Source organism: Deinococcus aquatilis DSM 23025 (genome assembly GCF_000378445.1).
In the GTDB taxonomy this organism is placed as follows: domain Bacteria; phylum Deinococcota; class Deinococci; order Deinococcales; family Deinococcaceae; genus Deinococcus; species Deinococcus aquatilis.
The window spans coordinates 1-22,601 of sequence record NZ_KB899759.1 but is presented as its reverse complement, the minus strand read 5'-3'; the positions used below and the strand labels follow the sequence as shown (position 1 = coordinate 22,601).

Here is a 22,601-nt window from a genome sequence, read left to right as displayed (position 1 = left end):
GAGCGAACCATCGCCTGGTTGCAGTCCTTCCGCCGTGTCCGAACCCGCGACGAGCACAAAGCCCAGAACTTCTTAGGCTTTGTCCAGCTCGCCTGCATTCTCATCCTGCTGCGCCGAATTTCCGGATGATCTCTAGTGGGCGTTTTCGGTACATACAGCAGAGCTGAACAGATGGTAAATGGCCGCTATGACGCTGATATATCGTTTTCAAATTATGTTGTGTCTGCCGAAGGACAGACCAATTCATCCATCTGGGGTAAAAATGTGGTGTATTAGTGATATATGAAACAACTTGGAACAGCTGCCATTCTGGTGCTCACCTCGGCCCTCGCTCTCACGGCCTGCTCTCCGATTGAAACTCGCCTGACCCCCGATCCCGTGGACATCACGGTACTGGGCCTCAACGACTTTCACGGTAATTTGCAGCCCACCAGCTTTACCAAGGCTGGTGAAACGGCCGCCATCAGTGCCGGCGGCGTAGAAGCCATCGCCGCTGAAGTGAACGACGCCCGCAAGGCCAATCCCAACACCATTCTGGTGGGCGGCGGCGACCTGATCGGCGCAAGCCCGGCCATCAGCAGCCTGTTGCGTGACGAACCCAGCATCTACGCCCTGAACCAGATCGGCCTGAAAGTCAGTTCGCTGGGCAACCACGAATTCGATCAGGGCCTCAAGGAACTGTTCCGGATGCAAAACGGCGGCTGCGACAGCAACGACACGGCCAAAGCCTGCAAATTTGATCCCAATTTCAGCGGCGCGACCTTCAAATGGTTGGGCGCGAACGTGACCTACAAAGCAGACGGGACGACTCCCTTCCAGCCCTATTCCATTCAGGACATTGGCGGAGCGAAAGTGGCGTTTATCGGCGCGGTTACGGTCTCCACGACCGGCCTTGTTTCTCCCGAAGGCATCAAAGAGCTGAACTTTTTGGATGAGGCCGATTCGGTCAACAAGTACATCCCAGAACTGAAGGCCGCCAAGGTTGACGCCATCGTGATGCTGATTCATGAAGGGGGCGAGATTTCTACGGGTGCTGGCGACAATTACAGCACCGTGGGCTGCAAAACCCTCAAGAGCGACAGCCCCATCGTGCAGATTGCCAAGCGCGTCGATCCAGCCGTCACCGCCATCATCAGCGGCCACAGCCATCAGGGGTATAACTGCCTCGTACCCGATCCCAAGGGCAATGACCGGATCGTGATTCAGGGCGACTTTTACGGTCACCTGCTTCAGCGTCTGAACCTCACGGTAGACAAGGCCAACCACGAAGTGGTTAAGGCCAGCGCCCAAAATCTGGTGGTGGACTACACGGCCCGTAAAGCCAACAACACCCTCAACTTTGCTATGACCCAACTGGTCACCACCGCCGATGCCAAGACCACTGCTGTTAAATCGGTCTTTGTTGCCAACCTCGGCGTGCCTCAGATTCAGCGCGGCATCAGCAATGCCCGCAACACCGAATCCGCGCTGGGCGACGTAATCGCCGACGCACAGGTGTTCGCTACGCAGGCGCAGGGCACCCAGATTTCTCTGATGAATCCCGGCGGCATCCGCGCCGACCTGCCCGACACCACCCAGATCAAGGCAGGCAACGCCATCAACTTTGGCGACGTGTTCGCCGTCCAGCCTTTCGGCAACACGATGGTGGTCATGGACCTGACCGGCCAGCAGATCAAGGACGTGCTGGAGCAGCAGTGGACGGGCGGCAACGCCACCGCCGTCAAGCTCTTGCAGGTCAGCGAGGGCTTCAGCTACAGCTACACCGACGCCGCGCCCGCAGGCAGCAAAGTCAACATTGCCGACATCAAATTCAATGGCACGCCCATCAATCCTACGGGCACGTACCGCGTCGCCGTCAACAACTTCTTGGCGGCGGGTGGCGACTTCTTCAGCGTCTTTACGCAGGGCAAGAATGTCGTTCAGCTTCCCAACTTGGCTGATGTAGATGCTTTTGCCCAGTACCTGAAGGCCAAAGGCAGCACCCTGACCAACACGGTCAAGGGCCGCATCACCAAAAAGTAAGGGCAAGAAGTAAGTCCGAATCTATTCAAACAGCAGGCCGGAGCGATCATGCCCCGGCCTGCGCTTTTGCCGTGTGTTGCCCGCTACGCCTTCAGCACATCTGCGGCCACCCGCGCCCCTTCGACGTATGCGCCGTGCATGGTCTGGGGATTCAGCAGCGAGGTATGCTCGCCCGCCAGCCAAACCCGGCCCCCGATGGGCGCGTGCAGGGCGGCGCGGGCGGCCTGGGGGTCGGCAGAGCTGCCAAACGAATAGGAACCTTGAGAAAAAGGATCAGTGGCCCAGCGGGAACGCTGCATTGCCAGCGGGTCGGGCGCATTGGGATAGATACGGCGCAGGGCACGCATGGCCTCCCGCGTCAGGGCGGCATCGTCCAGCGTCGCCATGCGGCGGCCTACTTCGGCGGCATTGAATCCCATCAGGGCGGGCTGGCCCATCACCGGAGCCAGATTGACCCATTCGGCCCACTGGCCTGCCTGTGCGGGTTCCGGCACGATATCCAGCACGCTGCTGGACTCCCAGAACACCCGCGAGAACCGCAGAACGCATTTTTCCAGCACGCCCATTTTGATGGCGGCCAGGGCGTCTTGCTGGGTGCGGCTCAGTGGGGGCGTCAGGCGCACGCTTCCCGCTTGCAGTACACCCAACGGCACCGTCAGCACCACATGGTCGGCCTGAATCTGGCCCGCGCTGGTGGTTAGGGTCACGCCTCCCCGCGCTGCGGCAATGGCCTGCACGGTGGCGGTCTGAATGTTCAGGCCACGCGCCAGAAACGCCGGAATCAGCCCCGCGTCACCGGGCAGCAGGGCGTCGCCGCCGCGCAGGTTATCGCCCTCGTGGGACCCCTGTACCGTCAGCGAGCTGGCTGTGCCGCCAAATTCATGCTCGAACGAGGTGTTCAGGACATGGGCCAGCAGCCGGGATTCCGCCGGGTTCAGATTCCGGCCAATGCGCTGGGCCAACGCTGCCAGAGATTGGCCTGCGGGGGCGTCCTCTACAGCCTGCGCCAGTTGGTCTTCAAAAGCTTCCAGCCGCCGTTCCTCGCGGGCCGTCAGTTGGCGACCTTCAGCCCAGAAGGTTTCCACATCGTCGAAGTTGAAGGCCACGGCCCGCGCCCCCGCCTGCTTTGCCACGCCCACCAGCGGGTTTCCCTTGATTCCATGCAGCCACGACGCCCCCAGATCCAGCGGCAGATCGGGCCACGCATGCGACGTGAAGACCCGGCCTCCCACCCGCCCCCGTGCCTCCAGCACCGTGACTGCCGCCCCAGCCGCCGCCAACGCCCGCGCCGCACCCAGTCCGGCCAGCCCAGCCCCCACCACCACCACCCGCACAGGCCGCGCTGCCCGGGCCTGAGTCAGTGAGAGAGACGCGGCCACAGGAGCGGCAGCCAGCAGACGAAGCAAGACACGACGGTTCATGGCCGCAGAATGGCAGAAATCGGATCAAAACAGAACAGGGTGTCAGTTGGAGATGGGCAACGGACACTCTGTTCTGCTGAGGCGAATCTTGTGAGGCGAACTCTGATTCAGGCCCTGTGGTTACACTTCGCCGCGTGCGAAGGCGCTCATGATGCTGGGGGCAGCGGTGTCGAAGCCCACCACATCCAACATGTCGGCCCGCTGGGGGTCAGCGATGCTGAAGCGGGTGGCGGTCAGGCCAACCACGATCAGGCGTGCGGGGATGCCCATCTTCTGGCGGTACTGATCCAGCGCCTGCGTGGGGTGAATCTGACCCGCCCACGTTTCGTTATCGGTATAGACCACGAACGTATCTATGTTCTGGCGGTGTTGCGCCGCCCAGAGCATCGGCTGGGCACAGTCGGTGGCACCGAAGCTGGAGCTGTAGGCCTTCTTCATGGCCGCTTCCAGCGTGTCTTTGGGCGTGATGCCCAGCGCCCGGAACTGGGTGGCAAATCCCATGATCTGTGCGTCCTGTTCGGTTCGCAGGGCCAGCATGCTCATGGCGGCGGCGGCCATGTTGGGGGTCAGTCCGGGCACGCCGCCCACCTGCCCCGCCGTCATGCTGCCCGACACGTCCAGCGCCAGCAAATGACGTGTTCCGGCGGGCTGCACCAAGCCGAACGCCGTATAAAAAGCCTCTTCCAGTGCGTCTACCACACGCGGCACGGGCAGCCATTCGCCCTTGCCCTTCACGCCCCGGCCCTGCGCGTACACCAGTCGGGCCTTCAGCGCGTCCAGCGGGTGGATGCGGCCCCGCTTCAGGGCCTGTGCGTCGGTGATGCGCTCGATGACTTGGGCCACCACATCGCGGTTGTTGGCGCTCAGCACATCCACGCGGCTCAGGTTGCCGAGGTTTCGCAGCAACCACGTCAGGCCGTTGGTATCGAGGGCCGCCCGGTAGGTTTCGACACCTCGCAGGGGCGTGGGCACAGCTTCGATGGGCAGGCCGTAATCACGCATCAGGCGGGCGGCATCGGCGTCGCTGGTGGCCGCAGCCGCCAACAGATGACCTTCGATAACCCGCAGGGCAGGAGCCGGGAATTCACGGGTAACGGCTTCACCGAGGCTGCCTGCACTGGGTACAGGTGCATTGGGTACAGTTTCATCGGGTACGGGTGCGCCAGACAAAACTTCAGGGTCTAGCGTTCCCTTGACCATGAACCGCAGTACCGCGTTGCGGCCCGCATCGGTGGTTTTGGGGTGGCTCAGCCGCAGGGCGTCGGCCTGTGCCCAGCCGTCGCGGGCCTTGTACTTCACGGCCCACAGCGCCAGCTTTTCTACAGGCAGGGTTTCATACACGTTCGCCACGCCGCGCCGGGTCAGTCGGCCCCATCCGCCGAGGCTGTCGGCAAAAGCCAGAAAGTGCAGCAGCATCGTGCCGGTGCGGGCCACTTCGGGCAGCGCGTTCCATGCGGCCTTGCGGTCTGCCACGTTGGGCGCGGTCTTGGCGATCAGCGCCAGCACCAACAGGGCTGGGTCGGACTTGGGCGCACGGTTGCCGCGCACCACATCCAGCGTCACGCGCAGGGCCAAAGAGGCGTCCCGCAGCACCAGCTCGCGCACAAAGTCGGTGGCCTGCACCGTGTGCGCCCGCTCGCCCGCGTACAGCGTGCCGCCCTCGGTGCCCAGCACCAGAAAGCGGGTCAGGCGACCTTCATCGCCCAGCGCATACACGAAGCCCCCAGCGTTGTTCAGCACCTGTCGCTCGTCCAGTTTCTGGGTCTGGGAGCGGCGCTTGGGGGCGACGGCAGCGAGTAAATTCTTGATCATGATCGGCCCTCCTTTTGGTGTGGGGCAAGGGGCAAGAAGAGTCAGAATCGCTGACGGCGACGGGGCGCGGGCGTGCGCCGGGTGGTGAAACAGACAGGAATCGAACCTGTAACCTTCCAGTTCGTAGCCGGATGCTCTATCCAATTGAGCTACCATTTCAGGTCTGGGCCGTGCTTGACCCAGTGGTGTTGATGAAGAAGAAAAAGATCGGAGCGGGTGGGACTCGAACCCACAACCCCCTGATTGGATCACCCTGATCTAACGGCCCAAACTCGAAAGAATGGACAAGAGGGCGAACAGGGAAATGCCTTGCGGCAAGCCAGGTGCTCTGCCAATTGGGCCACCGCTCCGGCGCGGTGTGTACTGCTTTTGGGAGAAATGTGGTGGTGCAGTGGGGGAACGGGCGGGACTCGAACCCGCGACCTCTCGATTAGCAGTCGATAAGCCTGAACCTTCGGCCCAGCGGCGCGGAAGCCGCAGGCAAGGGCTGGTCAGGCTGTTTTAGCGCTCTAACCACTGAGCTACCGTTCCCATAAGCGTGTTGAGATGAATGTTGAAGAGTGGGGGACGAGCAGGATTCGAACCTGCAAGGCTTACGCCGCTTGTTCCGATAACCTTTCTACATCGGCCCGCTGCATGGGTGTGCAGGGCAGGCAAGGGGTGAGAAAGAGTTAGCCCTCAAGGAGTGAATCCCGAAAGGCAAACAGACAACTGTGTTTACCGTTCCACCATCGTCCCCACGATGGACAGCGCCAGCCGTAGGCGCAGAAAAAGGGCGAAGGTGACGAGGGCTGGATGCTTTACAGCATGGAGCAGGTTGAACGGACTTGCACCGCCATTTCCCGACTGGTTGCCGGGCGTCTTGCTGCTTGGACTAAACCTGCATGACTGAGAGACAGCTAAAAAAGACTGGGCAAGGAATGAATCAGGGGTAGGTTTCCGGGAAAAGGGATAACCCTGAATCTTCGGCCCAGTCGGTTTCTACGTCGGCTTGCTAGAACCCGGCGTTCACCTGCTCAGCAGTGTAGTGAGGTGTGATGCAGAGCACATTCGCCTTCTGGCCTAGGGAGCAGTAAGCCAAAGCCTGCCATTGCTGATGGCATACAAAAACGGCTCTCCGGTGTAATCACAGAAGAGCCGTTTTTTACAAGTTGTTCCTACAGCAACGCTGGATTACTCAATCGTCACCAGATAGTCGTACAGGTCGGGGCCGCCCGCGTGGGCTTCAAGTTCGGCCATCGGAAATTCCTTTTCAATCCGGGCGGATAGGGCTTCCAGATCTTCCAGAGTTTTCTGGGGGCCGCCAAACACCGTGATGACTTCCTGCCCGCTGTAGCCCCGGTTCAGCATTTCCAGCACGCTGTCTTCGGGACTGCCGCCCGCCTGCACGAGTTCGTCGTCTTGCAGGCCGATCACGTCGCCTTCGGCAATGGCGAGGGTGCGGCCATCCTTGGTGGTGATGTTGGTGGTGCGGCTGGCCCGCGTGACCTCGAAGGTCGTGACCCGCGCCGCACTTTCGGTCATGTCGGCTTTCAGGCTCTCGGCGTCGGATTCGGCATTGAAGGCCAGCGCCGCGCCCACGCCCTGCCCCAGCGTGCGGGTGGGCACCACCACGGCGCGGCCTTCCATCAGTTCCATCGCTTTTTCGGCGGCCATCAGCACGTTTTTGTTGTTGGGCAGGATCAGCACTTTTTCGGCGCTGACGCTACGTACCGCGTCCACGATGTCCTGCACGCTGGGATTGGCCGTCTGCCCGCCCGAGACGATCCGTGCGCCGAGGCTGCGAAACAGCTTGACCAGACCGTAGCCACTGGCCACGGCCACCAATCCCGAGGCGGGCACTTCTTCCTCGGCACGGGCGGCGGCTCCGGCCATGCCCAGGATTTCGGTGTGCTGCTCGGACATGTCCTCGACCTTGGTTTTCAGCATCCGCCCGTAGCGGCCCACGGTGGCCAGCAGCGCGTCGGGTTCATTGGTATGAATGTGGCCCTTCACGTAGCCCTCCGCGCCCACCACCAGCAGACTGTCGCCAAAGGGCGTGACCAGTTCGCGGATTTCTTCGATGGGCTTGGTAGCCTCGCTCATCAGGAATTCGGTGCAGTAGCCAAATTCCTCGTTGTCAAACTGCTGCTGCGCGTAGGAGGTCACGTCGGGCGCTTCGGGGAGCGCCTCGCCGCGCAGGGCGGCCAACATGCCCTGAACCAGATACAGGTAGCCCTGACCGCCCGAATCGATCACGCCTGCCTGCTTCAGCGCGGGCAGCATTTCGGGCGTCTGATCCAGCAGTTTCTGGCCGCCAAACAGGGACTGTTCCAGCACCGTATCGATGGTGGCGGCCCGGTCGGTCACGGTGGCCGCGCCATCGGCCACACCCCGCGCCACGGTCAGAATGGTGCCTTCCACGGGCTTCATCACGGCTCCGTATCCGGCTTTCTGGGCGGCAGCAAAGGCGGCGATCAGGGTCGTGGCATCCACCGATTTCTGATCTTTCAGCGTTTCGGCAAAGCCCTTCAGCAGTTGCGACAGAATGACGCCGCTGTTGCCGCGTGCGCCCAGCAGTGCGCCGTAGCTGATGGCGCGGGCCACGCTGGACATCAGGTTTTCATCGCAGGTATCGAGTTCGCGGCGCACCGATTGCATGGTCAGGTGCATGTTGGTTCCGGTGTCGCCGTCCGGCACGGGATACACGTTCAGGGCGTTGACCTGTTCGCGGTACACGCCCAGCCAGTCGGTGGCGGTACGCAGCATGTGCGCCAGATCTGCGGGGGAGAGGGTCTGAATGTCTTTATTCATGGGCTTATGCACGTTGTACCCCCACGGCATGAACGCGGGTGGCTTTCAGTTCTATGCCTGCCTGCCCGCGCACGGTATGCACCACGCGGTCAACGATGTTGCGGGCCACCGTGGGAATGCTGACGCCGTAGGCCGCCACAATGTACAGGTCGGCAGTCAGGCCACCCTGCGCGTCTTTGGAGATCACCACGCCGTCACTGACGTTGGCGCGGCCCAGCACACGGGACAGACCTTCTTTAAGATTCGCGGGGGCCATGCCCACCACGCCCGGAATTTCGTGGGCCGTCAGGCCGATAAGCGAGGCGAGGGCCGCCTCGGTGATATGGATGGAGCCAGTCACAGTACCGAGCAGTATACAGGCCGTGCCTATAAAGGCGGTGTTGCCGAGCAAAGTGCGCCGTGGGAAACCGGGCCGCCACCAAAAAGACATGGACTGCGAGCCGCCTTCGCCCACAGTCCATCCGGCCCCGTCCCCTTTCAGGTCAGCGGATCGAGTTGCCCCTTGAGCAGCAGTTGCACCCGCTGGCCCAGCCGTTTGTACAGCGGCGGCGCGTAATGGGCGCGGAAATCCTTGGTGGCTTCCTCGCTGCCGATGTCGTGGCCTTCTTGCGTGGTCAGAAAGTAACGGTGATCCATGATCCACAGGTACAGGTCGGCCTCGGTGCGGCCCGGAAAACGGAACATCACGTCATGTTTTTCTATGTTTTCCACGATCCGGCAGTACAGGCGCTTGTACCAGCTTTCCACCGCTTCCTCCCAGGTCACGGGCGGCAATCCGGCGCGTTCGGGTTTGCGGTCCAGAAAATACTGGCGGGTACGGATGTGTTCTATCAAGCTGTCATAACGTCCCGGCGTGGTAAACAGAATCTCGCTGTGATCGGGCACGATCCGGTCAAGGTTGGTCTCCCGCAAAAAGTGCGCGTATTCGCCCTTGATGATCAGGTCCTTGAGGGTGTCATGTTCTTCGGGGGGCACGGTGACATTCAGCTCGATCACGTAGGCATCGATGTATTTCTGGCCCTGCCGCCGCGCCACGCTGACGCGGTGATTGCCGTCCTTGACGAAATACAGGTCGCCCACCTTGTACACCTGAATGGGCGGCAATTCCTTGCCTTCCAACTGGGCACTTCGGACGCCGATCCAGCGCTCGTCGAGGTGTTTTTCTTTGGGCAGATAGTGACGGTCGAATTCGCGGTAGCGGTCCACCGAGCCGGTAATCTGCTCCACGGGAATCGTCTGCAACCCCAGTTGGTGCTCACCCTGAGGGCCAAGATGTTTGATCCAATCGAAGGGCAACAGCTCATTGGGTTCGCGGCGCAAGATGCCCAGCAGGTCTCGCACATCCGCGAGCAGGCGGGCACGTTCCACTTCATGTCTGGCCTGATTGTTCGCGTGCATGGTGGTTTACTCCTCGCAGCCCTCACCTGAGTGGGCGGCAACTGCTAAGACCAGGGGCAGCGCTCCTCCGGGGAAAAGAGAATTTGGCCCCGGACTTGAGGTCATTATACGCGCCCTGTCCTTACGTCGTCCTGACAATTTGGGTCAGGTGAGGGGGTGTCTGGAGTACGCCGTACCAGTGCAAAAAATACCCATCTATCGGAAGCCTTAATATTGCCTGGTCCCGCTGCGGAATTGAGGCTTTCCCTCTACAACACTGGTGCGCGGCGGCGTTGAATACCACACATGTTAGGCAAGTTTTTCAGGAAGCCCGAGAACGATATGGGAGGCCGCGTGCCGCCCGGTCAGACCCTCACGACCCGCTTTCCGGTGCTGACCTACGGCCCCGCCCAGCGGTATGCCGCGCAGGACGTGGTCATCCGTATTACCGGGCTGGCCGAGGAAAAAACGCTGACCTGGGCCGATCTGATGGCCCTGCCGCAGACCACCCTCACCTACGATATTCACTGCGTGACCCACTGGAGCAAGTTGGACACCACCTGGACGGGGGTACGCGTCGTAGACCTGATGGAGCACCTTCAGCTGAAACCGGGGGCCACCCACGTCATGCAGCACAGCGTCGGCGGCTATACCACCAACCTGAGTCTGGAAGATTTCACGCGCCCCGAAAACCTGTTGGCCTATGAATTTAACGGCGAGCCGCTGGAGACCGAACACGGCGGGCCGCTGCGCCTGGTCGTGCCGCACCTGTACTTCTGGAAAAGTGCCAAGTGGCTGACGGGCCTGGAATTCATGGCCGCCGACCAGCCCGGATTCTGGGAGCGCAACGGCTATCACATGCGCGGCGACCCCTTCAAAGATGAGCGCTACAGCGACTGATTCAGGCGGGCCACCCCCCGCGCCCTACCTCGTGCCCGATGTATTGCAACCGGGGCTGACGCTGGTGCTGGTCGGTACGGCCCCCAGTCAGATCAGTGCGCGGGCGCGGGCCTACTACGCCAACCCGCAGAACAAGTTCTGGAGCGTGCTGCACGCGGTGGGCCTGACGCCCCGGCAACTGTCGCCGCACGAGTATGCCTCCCTGCCCAACTGGGGCATCGGCCTGACCGATGTCGCCAAACGGCATTCGGGTGTGGATGCAGCCCTGCCCGCCGAGGCGTGGGCACCGGAAGAACTGCGCCTGAAACTCCGCACTTTTGCCCCGCAACTGGTGGCCTTTACGAGCAAACGCGGGGCGTCCGAAGTGCTGGGAAAATCCACCGGGCGCTTGCCCTACGGTGTGCAGCCCGAGCTGTTGGAAGGTGCCAAAGTGTGGGTGCTGCCCTCCACCAGTCCCCTGGGCCACACCCATTTTGTGCTGGAGCCGTGGCAGGCGCTGGCAGATCGGGTGGCGGCGCTGCGGGGTCTGAAGGTCTGAGTGCGATGGCTATTTAATTTTGCTGGCCTACTTCCTGCGCCTCGGACGGCAACGCAGGCGGCAGCACCAGCACGCTCAGGGCCAATCCGCCCAACCCTGCCATGACTGCCACACCCAGCCAGAGTTCCAGACTCAGGTTGCTGAGGCCCAGCCACACATTCAGCGCCAGATAAGGAACCCAGACCAGCAGCGGCAGCAGAAAGGCGAAAATGCGGAAGGCCACAGCGCGGCGCGGGGAAGGATCAAGCCACAGCAGCAGCGTATCGAGAAGCAGGCCGCAGGCCAGCATCAGCACCGGCTCGCGCCATGTTCCCGGCACCAGCATCAGCGTCATCAGCAGGGTGTTCAGGCCGTACATCAGGGTCACGGCACCAAACGGCAGCCGGAAGCGGCGCAACAGCAGCAGCACCGGGGCAGCCAGAATCAGCGCCGTCAGCAGGGTTCCGCCCAGCTCGGCCCGCAGTTGCACGTAGCCGATGCCCTGCGGCGCACGCAGGAAGCCCCACAGGTACATCTGCATAAAGGACGTGAAACACAAGATGGCCGTGGTTGCCATCAGCGCGGGCCACACCACCCCAGCGGGCGCACGGCGCGGCGTGGTCATCCGCCAAGAGGCGTTCAGCGGGGCGCTCAGAATCAGCACCGCCCCGGTAAACAGCAGCAGATGCGTGGGCGAAAGCAGGGCTTCTACGCCGACCTCTATGCCAAAAATAGTGTGCCAGAGCAGGTCGCCTACGCCGCCAAGGGCAAAGACCGGAACGCCCAGGGCGGCGGGCCAGTAGCCGTCTGGAAAGGCTGCCACGCCGCGCCGCCCAGCCTTCATACCCTGCCAGGTCAGCCACAGTGTCCAGCCCGCCACCGCCGCAAAGCCGCTATAAAACAGCGCGTGCCAGGGTGTAAAGAAGGTCTCCAGACTTTCGCCCAGATTGCTGTGCGCCCAGCCGTCCACAAAAATGCCCACCATCAGCCACCAGCCCAGGCCCACCGTCACCAGATTTTGGCTGGGGGTGGCCCGACCAGAGGCAAGGGTGGGCGCAGCAACGGGATGGGTGGTGGTCATAGGACAAGTCTAAACCTGTCTCGGGTCACCTCTGTCCCCGTTTCCGGGTCAGTTTCCGGCGTACTGGATTCGCCAGATCTTGCCCGCGCCGTCGTCGGTGAGCAGCATGGCTCCGTCGGGGGCCACCACGAGGTCTACGGGCCGCCCCACCACATTCTGACCCGACAGGAATCCGGTCAGGAAATCCGTGGTCTTGCCCGTTTTAGGGTCGATCATGATGACCTTATAGCCGCTCTTCTGAGAACGGTTCCAACTGCCGTGCAGGGCCGCGAACATCATGTTCTGGTAGGCCGCTGGAAAGGTCTTGCCCATATAGAAGGCCAGCCCCAGCGGTGCTGAATGTGCGGTAGTCAGGGCAAAAGCGGGCGTGGCCTCTGCGCAGGTGCTTGCCGTTTTGCGGCCAAAATCTTTGTCCCAGACCTGTGCTTTGCCTGCCTGCGTGGTGTAGCAGTAGGGCCAGCCGTAAAAGCCTCCTGCCTGCAAGCGGTAAAAGCCCTCGGGCGGAATATCGTCGCCCAGTTGGTCGCGCCCGTTGTTGGTGGCGTACAGGGTGCCCCCGTTCCACTCGATGCCCACCGCATTTCGGAGGCCCGAGGCATACACCTTGCCGTTTTTGCCGTCGGCGTCATAGACCCACACGGCGGCGCGGCGGGGGTCGCTTTCCTCGCACACGTTGCAACTGCTGCCCGATGCAACGTACATCTTGCCGTCAGGCCCAAATTCCACGGTGCGGGTCGAGTGGCCGCCTCCGCTGGGTAGATCCACCAGTTTCTGCGCCTCGCCGCTGGCCTTCACGTCACCCGACATGTACTTGAAACGCACCACGCTGTCGGTGTTGGCGACATACAGGAAGCCGTCATGAAACGCCAGCCCATGTGGCCGGTTCAGGCCAGAGGCGAATACGGTTTTGCCGTCTGCTTTGCCGTCACGGTTGGCATCGGCCAACACCGTGACCGTACCTGCTCCCTGATCCGACACGAATACGTCTCCGCCCGGCGCGACCGCCATGAAGCGCGGCTGTTTGAAACCCTCGGCAAACAGGCTGACCCGGAAGCCGTCCGGCACGGTAAAAGGTGATGGAGACGACGTTTGGGCACAGGCAGAAGCCGACAGCGCGAGTGTGCCGCAGAGCAGGAGGTTGCGGAGCATATACGGGCAGTAGAGCAAGGCCGGGTGAGAGAGGAAATGGAGCAAGGTAAACGTGGGTTGACGGTGCCGGAGACTCAGGGCAAATCAGGTCAGGTCACGCGGGCGGTAAGTCACGGCTTCGGCCAGATGAGATTCGCGGATGTCAGCGTTCGCCCATCGTGTCAGTGTGTCAGTCGATGAACACGGCAAAATTCGAGCCTTGGATTCACCCAAGATGTCAGTAGACCCGCTCAACTTGTCAGTGCCTCAGCATCTGCCCGCTCAAGCTGTCAGTGGGGCGTCACCTGCGCCCGCCCAACGTGTCAGTGGCTGCGAGATGTTCTGAGCTCCGCGCCCGCTCAACCTGTCAGTGACTTCCCCGACCCGGCCCTTACGGCCGGGTCTTTTTTTATTTTCTTCCTGTCCTGCGCCTCCGCCCGCTCAACATGTCAGTGGCTCGGCGCCTGTGACACACTAAGTGTGTCAGTTCACGGCTCTCAGGGACATAGCCGACCTGGGCGGATCTCCGTGCCTGACGAGCGAAATCTTTTCCGTGCAGCACAGAAGTTATTCACTTGTCTCTCCGCCACCCTCCGTCAGAGCATGTTGCCCTCACTTTGTTCTGAACAGAATTCGACGGTTAAGCTTAGGAGTGGCACTCTGCTTGTAGGCCCCCCTTCTGACACTGGGTACGCACAGACCGGACTCAGTGTCAGAAGGGAGGCTCTGCCCGCCCGAATGTCACCCTATTGCGCGCCGTCTTAGCGCGCGTTCAGATCAAGGAGGCTCCTTGACGTCCAGTCCCCAGACAGACCGCGCCACTTCTCTCCCCAGACATCCTGGGGTCCATATCTCCCTGCGCACAGCTGGATGCCAGATCGCCTACCACAACGCTGTGGCCCAGGATCTGCTCGTCCTGGTGGATGCGGACCCCCGGGTCAGAGCCGTTCGCCCCGGCGAGCCCGTGACCTTCCACCGTCCCAGTGACGGTGAGCCCCAGACCTTCACTCCTGACCTGGAAGTCGAATATGACGACGGCGTTCACATCATCGCCTGCCGCCCTTGGGAGGCGCTGGATCGGGCGGTGACGCAGGACGAACTGATCTGGAAGATCCTGCTCGAGCATTACCGCAACGAATTGGTGCTCCACAAGCTCTACATCCTGACTCCTGAGGATCTCCCGGCCATGCGGGTCCAGCAGGCCCGGCATTTTGCGGGCTTTCACGGCCAACCTCCCCATCCCGAGATCCACAGGGCCACCCTCGCCTTCCTGGGGGCCCGGCGAGGCGCCGTTCCCCTGCCAGAACTGCGCCGTCATCTCCAGGAGATTCTGATCCGGCCGCCTGACCCCGAGCAGATCAGCGGCACCCTGTACGGCATGCTGGGCCGCGGTGAGCTCGCCGCCGAACCCGGGGTCCTGGCCCCCAACTGCGCCGTTAGCCGACCGAGCCACCCACTCCCCCTCCCCATTGCTCCCCTAGGGCACCATGTCGGCGAGCTGTTGATCCGCCGGGAGAGCCCGGCCCACCCCAAGGGGTCAGCCAGGGCGTCCAGCCCCCCCGGCCGCGATGGGCCCGCTGAGGAGAGCTTCCTGAAGACCCGGCAGGGCCAGACCAGTCAGGCTATTTTCGTCCGGTACTCCGATCCCACCGTCCCCCTGACGCATGACCTGGCCGAACAGATTGCCCGGGAAGTGGGTTGCACGGCCCGCACCGTCTACCGCTTCCGCGAGAAGCTGCGGAGCGCCGGGGCCCCAGGGCTCGCCTTCCCTGACCTGATCCCCTTCCTGACCAGCCGGGGCAAACGCGGGGCGCGCCAGCTCACCCCCGAAGTGTCCGACATCATCACCGATCTGACGCGCACCCTCTACCTTCAGTCTATCGGCCACCCCAGCCGCTCCCGGGGCCCCGGGGACCTCGCGGGGGCGGTGCGCAAGGCCTGCACCGCCCAGGGTCTGGAACCGCCCTCGCGCAGCAGCGTCATGCGGCAGGTTCAGAAGATGATTGATCACGACCCCGTTCAGGCCACCCGACTGCGCGAGGGGACTGAAGCTGCCGACCGACTGCGCCTGCGCATGGGGTCCCGGTCCATCACGCTCTACGGCCAGGAGTGGGGCATGGACTGCACCCCCATCAACGTCTTTCTCCTCCAGGGGCAGATGGTCATCGAGCCGCGCCGTGCCCGTCACCGAAGCAAGCCGTCCACAGTCCTGCCCGGCGCCATCCGGGCCCGCATCATCCTGATCACCGACGTCGCGACCGGCCTGATCATTCGCGCCGAGATCGTCTACGGCCACGTGGACGCCGCCGCGGTGCTCAGCGTCCTGCGCAAGGCCATGCTGGGCGAGGTCGAAGACCTGCGCCGCGCCGGCGTCAAGGCCTTTCCCCCCGGGCGCGGCCTGCCCCTGGTCATTCGCATGGATTCCGGGCGTGAGTTCAAGAACCTCCACGTCGAGCCCGTCCTGCGCAGCCTGGGCATCGGGACCAACCGCCGCCACCGCGGCCTCAAGCACCATGGCGGCCTGGAGGAACGCACCCTGGGCACCCTCACCCACACCCACCACCTGCTGCCCGGCACCACCATGCACACCATTGCCGCCCGTGGTGACTACAAAGCCAAGGACGGCGCCACGCTGGACTACGCGCAATTCGAGGCCTACCACCAGCGCATCGTTGAACGCTACAACAACCTTCCTGGCCCCCTGGCCCTGGAGTCCCGCCTGGCTCATGCCCAGTCCCTGATCGAGCAGGGTGCCGTGGCCCTGCGCCCCCTCACCGAGTCCCATCTCGAGTACCTCCTGACCCGAATGCGGCCGCGGCGCCCCAAGACCGTTCAGCGTGACGGCATCTTCATGCACGGCCTGCGCTACACCGCCGATGCGCTCACCTCAATCGCCATCCGCACCACGGTCGACGTGGCCTATGCCCCCGAGGACATCCGCACCGCCACCGCGTTTACCCCCCACGGCGTGGGCATCGAGGTCGTGGCCCGTCTGCCGGGTTCCCTCGAAGCGCTTGGCGACCAGCCCCTTCCCCTGCGGGTCTGGGAGGAGATTCGGAGGCAGATCCGGAGCGTCAAGCAGCAGGCCTGGGACGAGCAACCCATGCCCTATCAGATCGCCGAGAATGTGCTGGACGAGGACCGCCGCGGCACGCTCGGCACCCGGAAGCCGCGCCCGGCCCCGGCTGCCCAGCCCACCCCCACTCCACCCGTGCCGGCCCCAGACTCCACCCCGTCCGGCACCCCCGTGGTGCTGGGCACCAACCGAACCCCGAGGCGGGATTGAGATGCCGGACAGCGCCCCGCTCCCGGACGCCCGGCACGCCATCATCAACCGCCGTGAGAGCCTGTGGTACCCCGAGCCGTTCCGCGTGAAGCTGCTTGAGCGCCTGCGCCAGCTGGCCACCGATCCGGTCCGCCACCGCGCGACCTCCATCGCCATCATCGGAGAAGCGCACAGTGGAAAGTCCGTGCTGGCCGAAGAGTACCTGCGGCTTTACCCCCCTTACAGAGGTGAGATTGGCATGGTCTATCCCGCCATCAAGATCTTCATGCCCGATCACCCCCGGATCGAGGATTTCAGCACCGCGCTCCTGGAAGCGATCGGCGCACCCGACCCCGCCAGAGGCACCCACAACGACCGAATGAAGCGGTTCTATCGGCTCGCCTATCAGGTCGAGCTGGGCCTGATTTTTCTCGATGAGTTCCACGACTGCACCCGGACCAAAGGGCGCGGCGACGCCTTCCTGATCACGATCAAGCAGCTGATGAACCATAAGCTGACAGTCGTGCCCATCGGCATCCGCAAGCTCGAGGACGACTTGAAGCGTGACCCGCAGCTGGCCAGCCGCTTCAACACCCAGTTGGGGACCCTGCCCCGGGTCACGGAACCAGTTCATATCCGTCAGATCATGGCCTATATCGCGGGCGTCGATGGCGCGCAGATTCACGACTCCCTCGTCGAGTACGTCCTGGGGGAGACCCGGGGCGTCCTGGGCTGGATGCTCGACCTGATCGAGAACACCCTGACCGAACACGGCCACCTGACCCTGACCACGCTGAAGGCCGCGCGTAAGCTTTTCAACATCCGGTTCGTCGAATGACGCTTCCCGCCTTCCCCCCACCCCGCGAAGACGAGCTGCTGACCAGCTTCCTGATTCGCCTCGCCCTCGCCAATGCCCTGAGGCCCACGCGGCTGCCGCCCCTGCTGGGGTTGCCCACCCTCTGGCGCCGCGACCCCGACCGCAACGCGACCTCCGCCGGATTGAAGGTGCTGGCGGCCGCCACCGGGCTCCCCCAGGCCCGGCTGGAGGAGACCACCCTGCGGCCCCTGATGGGCCGCCTGCACGGGGAAGCCGACCCCAACGCCCTGAACCGATTCCTGCTGCATGTGGACCGCCACACCCGCGCTGCCGGCGCCCGGGGTCATCCGGTCTGCCCCCACTGCCTGGCAGAAGGCGGAGTCCTGGTGCGCGCCTGGCGCCTGACCACCACGGTGATGTGCGAGCGTCACGGCACGCCGCTGGTCGATCACTGTGCCCGGTGCAGCGCCCCGGTCAGTCATATCCGGGCGCACCTGAGCGACCGGGGGCGGCACTTGCCGGCGCCGTACCACCCGGAGCTGTGCAGCGGGTGCCGTCAGCCCCTCACGGCTCCGGCGCCCCTCGAGCCTCCTGGCCTGAAAGCGGCCCTGTTCCTGCAGGGCCTGCTGCAGGGTGCGGCGTACACCGGCCAGGCCCGTTGGGGTGAGCTGACCCTGAGCGGCCACGAGGTGCAGGGCGTGGTGGAATGCCTCTCCCGCCTGCACCTGCCCCCGGAGGCGGCGCAGGCCCGGAAGTGGCGCCCGGAGTTCGCGCCGGTCGAGCAGCGCCTGCCCATGATGACCGCCACCGGAGCGTTGATGGCCGGCGGCCTGGTGCCCTGCGTGGAGCGCCTGCGGGAACGGGGGATAGGGGCCCTGCAGGTGCTCGCCCGGGTGCCCCGCCGGGAGGTGCCGGAGTGGTTCAGCAACGTGATCACCGACAGCCTCTCCCGGCGCCCCCATGCGCGGCGCTTGGTCAGCCTCACCCCTGGCCCTTACCGGTTCACGAATGCGCAGTGGGCACGCGCCAGAAGTGCCCTGCCGCCTGAAGGGCACACCGGGGGTGGCCGCGGTGGGCGCAAGGGGCACCGTGAGGCGCTGGAAGCCTTTCTGACGCGTCACTGGCTGGGAACACATGAGCGCGGCTGGAAAGGGCCAGTGAGCTCCCCGACCATGAACCGCCGGGTGCGCCGCCTGGCCCAGGACGGTCATCTCGACGGGCTGATCGACCGGCTGCTGGAGGATCTGCCCGCCGGGCCCGAGGCGCCCGTCTGGGCCCAGGAGACCCGCGAAGCCCTCATGGCGCCCGAAACCGTCCGCGTCCTCGAGCGCCTGGGCAGCAGGCACACCTCCACGCTCTGGCAGCTGGGGGTGCAGCAGGCTGCCCGCACCCTGGAGGAGGTTCAGTCATGACCGCAGAGCGCAGGAACCTGTCCACCGCACTGCACCCGGAGGGTCTGCGGCTGCTCACCCCTAAGCCCACGCCCCACCCGGTGGTGCGCTACCCCGAACTGGTGCCGGGAGACCGGCACATCCTCCTGGTGCTGGAGGCCCACGGGGGCAGCGCCGATCTGGGAACACTGGCGGGTGCACTTGATCTCTCGGAGAGTGAACTTCAGGTTCGCCTGGCCGCTCTGGCGGCCGCTGGAATGGTGCAACTCCTGTCCGGGCGCTGCACGCTGCTGGAAGAGCTGCGGGCGCGGGTGCAGCGCGACCTGAACTCAGTGGTCGGGGCGCGGGCGGTGCTGAGAAGCGACCAGACAGTGCGGTGCTCCGGCCCAAATGCCGGAGAGCGGGTGCTGCGTCAGGTCTGCCGGGAAGTGTTCGCGCCCCACGTGCTTCGGCCCCGGGTGCCCCTGCGCCAGGTGCTGGATGTTCAGGTCATGAACACCCTGCTCGACGAGGGGGATCGGGCCTTCCTGGCCAACGCCAGCGTTCACGTGGACTTGGTCGTGGAACACGCCCTGACCGAGCGGCCATTGCTGGTCCTGGAACTGGATGGCCCGCAGCATGAACGCAGCCCACAGCTGGAACGAGACGTGCGCAAAGACCGCATTCTCAGGGTCTCTGGCCTGCCGCTGCTCCGCCTGTGGACCTGTGAAGCACAGCCGCCCAGTGAGGGCATGCTGCGCGCCCTGCTGCATTGGCGGCTGCGGGGCGCATTACGAGACGCCACCTTTAGTAAAGCCTGTCATCCCGCTTTGTATGAGGCGTTCTGGAGCCAACCGAGTGAACAGGACGTGGCTGACTCCCTGCCCCAGAGCGATGAACTGGATGCCCTGCTGGGCGAGCCGATGCTGAACGCGATTCTCGGAAGGAGCGGGGGAGAGGCACGGAGGGACCGGCGGGCCACGCTGCTCGAAATCGTCATGAACCTGCGCCTAACCCATAACGATGACGGTGTCCGTCAGTGGTTCGAGCGGGCCCGCTACACGCTGCGCGGCGAGTCCCCTCGGGACATCCTGCAGGGCGACTGGAACCCTGGGGACGCGCGGGTTCGCCTGATCTGCCGCCTGGCCGCGGCAGGCGGCAGCTTTTTCGCCACCTGAGTTCGCCCTGCTGGTGGGCACGTTCGGATGCGGAGTGATCCACCTCTGGAGAAGGAGGGGTATGGGCGGGTTCGCGGTCTACCCAGTGTCTTTGAATCATTGGACCACCGGCGCGAGTGTGCTGATGCAGGTGCTGGTGACCTCTGCGCAGAGCAAAGAGCAGGCAATCGAGGTATTCGGGAACGCTTTTTACTGTGGAGAGCGGCAGCCGCACCCCTGCTGGCCAAGGATGCGGCAGGGTGTGGCCCGCGAAACGTGGCAGCACAGGTGCACAACGGGTGCGCTGGATCAGTGGGACACTCTGGCCTGGGTCTCCGAGCACCTGCGTTGTTCTTGCGACCTGAAATGAGGAGCGACCCGCGCTGCCGAACCTACACGCTGTCGTTGCGCGTGGTCACCCCAGGGGAGCCGACCCTGCAGCTGCTGCTGGTGACCCCGGCCACCAGTCTGAACTTGGCAGAAGAGGCTTTTGGGAACGTGTTCTATGCCCATGACCCGCTGGCCTGGGTGCTGCTGAGCTCAGAAGTGACGATCCACGAGGGCGTCAGCCCGGGCCTGCTGCGCGGCTACTTCACCCCCATGGCCATCGAGCACTTTGAAGTGCAAGCGGCGGCCGGCTACTCCATGGCGTTCGCCTGGGAGTACGACTGACGGTGGCCCGGTGGGGCAGGACGTGGCAACCCAGAACATCCAGTTGAAGGCCGTGGTCTTCGTGATACCGCGGCGCCTGGCGGTGCTCCCCGCCTGATTTGGGGCTGGTGATGCCGATCGACGACCGCCGCTTTCCAGGCGGAAAGAAGACCCTCACCGAACATTCGGGGACGCGGCGTTCAGCCCTGGGGCCGGGCTTTCAGGCAGATTGACCGACTGCGCCCACCTCGGGCCACAACCGCCGATCACTGGGCAAGATCAGTGGCTGCCCATGAGCCAGTTCTAGTCGGCTGCCAGCACCTTCCAGACGCAGGTGATCCAGAGATGGGTGGCGCTGCAGGCGCCACAGCCCGTCCTCAAAAGCGAAATTGACCATCCCCGCGTCGAACAGCCGGTGGACCGTGGGGGTCAGGGCCAGACCGTTCCGCACGCCGTCGCTGCCCCCCTGCGCCACCGATACCAGGTGCGCCGCGTCCAGCAGGGTGTGTGACAGGTCAGGCGGCGCCGACCATCCGGTGACCGCGCAGCGCCAGCCATAAGCGGAAAGCACGCGCAACCGGAATCCGCGGTCGCGCACCAGACGCTCGACGGCCACCCGCTGGCGTCCCATATCTTCCACGGAACCTACCTGGGTGTCCAGCGCTCGCGGAATCAGCCCGGCGATCCTCAGCACCGCACAGAAGTCATCCCAGACCAACGCACGGACGGACATCCCACGCTGCGCTGGCCCCCGCAGTTCTCTCGGCACGCCGCGTAGTAGGGTTTCGAAGACCTGCCCGCCTTCTTCTTGCGCTACCGCACGCGGCAACGGAATCAATCCGCCGTCGTAGCGCACCCGCCAGGCCTGCTGCCCGCCCCGGCCCTTTCCTATGGGCTGGGGGGGCGTGGTGAGCAGCGCCCAAGCCACATAAGCCATTCGCCCGCCGCCATGGCGTGGCTCGTAGATCAGGGCGAGCATGGGCTGCCCGGCTTCGAGGGGAGCCAGCGCCGCGCGGTAGCGGGCCGGGTAGACGTAGGCGTCGTCGCTATCCGCGTAGGCGTTGTCCGTGACCCGGATGGTCAGCAGCACGCAGGGAAAGTCTCCCGGGGGAAAGCTCGGCGCGTTCACCGCATCAGATTACCGAGCAGAAGGCCTGGCGTCTGCGCAAGTTCGCTTGCCCGCGGACGCAGGTTCGGGGCACCGCCCCCCCTCCCTACACTGCCCCCATGCCTCCCAAGTCCCTGATGGCCCTGTTGGTGCTGGGCAGTTGCACCTCGGCGACTGCGGCTTCTTTTGAAGAAGTCCCGAACCACGAGCAGGCCAACCGGCTCCCTGGCGTCGCCTACCTCTCTTTGCTGAGGACCAAGCCGACATACCAGAACATCGACCTGCAGCGACAGGTTGACGGCGAACAGCGCCACACCCTCTTTGGCATCACCACAATCACCTCGTTCAGCAAGTCGGTGATTACCGCCACATGCGTCCACGGAACCTACCACCAAGACAAGCGCACCGGTCAGCACTTTCTGGACGTCACAACCTACCCAGCAAGGCCGCTGAAGTCGGGTGATCTGCTGTTCAAGAGCACCTCCGGGGAAATTGTCGGGCAGCATGGGCCCAAGATTCAGGCAGCAGGCATCGGTTCGGTCTGCAATGTCGGCGCCAATGGCCCTGGCGCCAGCACGGTGCGCCAGCCCGTGCGCCCTGGCACCTTCAGCTACAAGAACTACCCCTTCCAGATTGTGGTGGGCGCCTCGGGAGCGACCGCGAAGCCGAAGTAGCCGCTTCAGGCACCAAAGCCCAGTGGTGTCCACATATGCACCCCCTCTGTCGGAGCGCTTAGGCCATACTTCACAGGACAACCATCTCGAGTCGGCCGCACTCTTGCTCTGGAGAGGTGAAGGCTGAGCGCATCAAAAAATTTAGCCCAATACAGAACGAAGAAAAATGCAATCTAGATGCTATCTTCTTGATCGGAGGCACCATGACACAATAGACCTCTTGCGAAAGTCGTGGGCTAAGCTGGCAGGGTGGAGCAAGATCGTCTGACACGCACGCTAAAGATGAACCGCAAGCAGTTTCGGCGACGCACCGGGGTCTATCCGGAAACCTTCGCCGAGATGGAAGCAGTGCTGAATGAACGCGAAGGGCGGAAGAAGAAATCTGGCCGCCCAGCCGCGCTGAGCGTGGCTGAACAGCTGCTGATGACCCTGGAATTCTGGCGCGAGTACCGCACTTTCGCGCATCTTGGCGACGACTGGGGCGTGCATGAAACCACCGTGCACCCTC

General features: G+C 63.8%; 18 protein-coding genes, 4 tRNA genes and 1 pseudogene. 11 read left to right on the top strand and 12 right to left on the bottom strand.

Features of this window, described 5'->3' with window-relative positions; translation table 11 throughout:
• Together F561_RS29270 and F561_RS0122300 are read left to right on the top strand one after the other, a co-directional pair.
• A pseudogene (locus tag F561_RS29270) lies at positions 1-129 on the top strand (IS5-like element ISDds9 family transposase); the annotation flags it as partial.
• Between the two features lie 153 nt (positions 130-282).
• Positions 283-2,022, top strand: coding sequence for a bifunctional metallophosphatase/5'-nucleotidase (locus F561_RS0122300; protein ID WP_019012184.1), 1,740 nt, complete (start codon positions 283-285; stop codon positions 2,020-2,022).
• 83 nt (positions 2,023-2,105) lie between these two features.
• On the opposite strand, the gene F561_RS0122295 is transcribed toward F561_RS0122300, so the two are convergent.
• From F561_RS0122295 to F561_RS0122265, 9 genes are all read right to left on the bottom strand, one after another.
• Entirely contained in the window at positions 2,106-3,443 is a 1,338-nt protein-coding gene (locus tag F561_RS0122295) for a flavin monoamine oxidase family protein (RefSeq protein WP_019012183.1), read from the bottom strand.
• Between the two features lie 120 nt (positions 3,444-3,563).
• Positions 3,564-5,255: a TROVE domain-containing protein gene (locus F561_RS0122290; RefSeq protein WP_019012182.1), complete on the bottom strand. Its 1,692-nt coding sequence runs from the start codon at positions 5,253-5,255 to the stop codon at positions 3,564-3,566.
• Positions 5,256-5,337: 82 nt separating this feature from the next.
• Positions 5,338-5,414 (bottom strand) — tRNA-Arg (locus tag F561_RS0122285).
• A 49-nt stretch (positions 5,415-5,463) separates the two neighbouring features.
• Positions 5,464-5,605 (bottom strand) — tRNA-OTHER (locus F561_RS29265).
• A gap of 42 nt (positions 5,606-5,647) precedes the next feature.
• Positions 5,648-5,786 (bottom strand) — tRNA-OTHER (locus F561_RS29260).
• 277 nt (positions 5,787-6,063) lie between these two features.
• Positions 6,064-6,139 (bottom strand) — tRNA-Gly (locus F561_RS29255).
• Between the two features lie 289 nt (positions 6,140-6,428).
• The gene (locus F561_RS0122275; protein WP_019012181.1) at positions 6,429-8,048 is read right to left on the bottom strand and encodes a DAK2 domain-containing protein; all 1,620 of its coding nucleotides are present in this window, start codon (positions 8,046-8,048) and stop codon (positions 6,429-6,431) included.
• A 4-nt stretch (positions 8,049-8,052) separates the two neighbouring features.
• Complete coding sequence (locus F561_RS0122270; RefSeq protein WP_026299144.1) at positions 8,053-8,388, bottom strand: Asp23/Gls24 family envelope stress response protein; 336 nt, start codon at positions 8,386-8,388, stop codon at positions 8,053-8,055.
• A 137-nt stretch (positions 8,389-8,525) separates the two neighbouring features.
• Positions 8,526-9,446, bottom strand: a complete 921-nt coding sequence (locus tag F561_RS0122265) for a DUF4032 domain-containing protein (protein WP_019012179.1) — start codon at positions 9,444-9,446, stop codon at positions 8,526-8,528.
• Between the two features lie 285 nt (positions 9,447-9,731).
• Here F561_RS0122265 and F561_RS0122260 point away from each other — a divergent pair, with 285 nt between their 5' ends.
• Together F561_RS0122260 and F561_RS0122255 are read left to right on the top strand one after the other, a co-directional pair.
• Entirely contained in the window at positions 9,732-10,325 is a 594-nt protein-coding gene (locus tag F561_RS0122260; RefSeq protein WP_026299143.1) for a sulfite oxidase-like oxidoreductase, read from the top strand.
• The gene (locus F561_RS0122255) at positions 10,306-10,863 is read left to right on the top strand and encodes a mismatch-specific DNA-glycosylase (RefSeq protein ID WP_051097039.1); all 558 of its coding nucleotides are present in this window, start codon (positions 10,306-10,308) and stop codon (positions 10,861-10,863) included. The genes F561_RS0122260 and F561_RS0122255 overlap by 20 nt, the downstream gene beginning before the upstream one ends.
• Before the next feature lie 13 nt (positions 10,864-10,876).
• On the opposite strand, the gene F561_RS0122250 is transcribed toward F561_RS0122255, so the two are convergent.
• The gene (locus F561_RS0122250) at positions 10,877-11,923 is read right to left on the bottom strand and encodes a hypothetical protein (RefSeq protein ID WP_019012176.1); all 1,047 of its coding nucleotides are present in this window, start codon (positions 11,921-11,923) and stop codon (positions 10,877-10,879) included.
• Positions 11,924-11,971: 48 nt separating this feature from the next.
• Positions 11,972-13,072 (bottom strand): PQQ-dependent sugar dehydrogenase, encoded by a 1,101-nt coding sequence (locus F561_RS0122245; RefSeq protein ID WP_026299142.1) that lies wholly within the window; start codon positions 13,070-13,072, stop codon positions 11,972-11,974.
• 874 nt (positions 13,073-13,946) lie between these two features.
• Here F561_RS0122245 and F561_RS26490 point away from each other — a divergent pair.
• From F561_RS26490 to F561_RS0122215, 5 genes are all read left to right on the top strand, one after another.
• Entirely contained in the window at positions 13,947-16,337 is a 2,391-nt protein-coding gene (locus F561_RS26490; protein WP_019012174.1) for a Mu transposase C-terminal domain-containing protein, read from the top strand.
• 1 nt (position 16,338) lies between these two features.
• Positions 16,339-17,154, top strand: coding sequence for a TniB family NTP-binding protein (locus tag F561_RS0122235; RefSeq protein WP_019012173.1), 816 nt, complete (start codon positions 16,339-16,341; stop codon positions 17,152-17,154).
• Positions 17,151-18,545, top strand: coding sequence for a TniQ family protein (locus tag F561_RS27515; RefSeq protein ID WP_019012172.1), 1,395 nt, complete (start codon positions 17,151-17,153; stop codon positions 18,543-18,545). The genes F561_RS0122235 and F561_RS27515 overlap by 4 nt, the downstream gene beginning before the upstream one ends.
• Positions 18,542-19,681, top strand: a complete 1,140-nt coding sequence (locus F561_RS27510) for a DUF2726 domain-containing protein (RefSeq protein WP_019012171.1) — start codon at positions 18,542-18,544, stop codon at positions 19,679-19,681. The genes F561_RS27515 and F561_RS27510 overlap by 4 nt, the downstream gene beginning before the upstream one ends.
• Positions 19,682-20,065: 384 nt before the next feature.
• Positions 20,066-20,332, top strand: coding sequence for a hypothetical protein (locus F561_RS0122215; RefSeq protein ID WP_019012169.1), 267 nt, complete (start codon positions 20,066-20,068; stop codon positions 20,330-20,332).
• 199 nt (positions 20,333-20,531) lie between these two features.
• Here F561_RS0122215 and F561_RS0122200 read toward each other — a convergent pair whose 3' ends face one another.
• Entirely contained in the window at positions 20,532-21,440 is a 909-nt protein-coding gene (locus F561_RS0122200) for an HNH endonuclease (protein ID WP_019012167.1), read from the bottom strand.
• A gap of 98 nt (positions 21,441-21,538) precedes the next feature.
• Between F561_RS0122200 and F561_RS0122195 the strand changes: the two genes are divergently transcribed.
• Positions 21,539-22,093: a hypothetical protein gene (locus F561_RS0122195; protein ID WP_019012166.1), complete on the top strand. Its 555-nt coding sequence runs from the start codon at positions 21,539-21,541 to the stop codon at positions 22,091-22,093.
• Between the two features lie 249 nt (positions 22,094-22,342).
• The coding region (locus tag F561_RS0122190) for a helix-turn-helix domain-containing protein (protein WP_245556525.1) at positions 22,343-22,601 on the top strand (259 nt) is incomplete at its 3' end.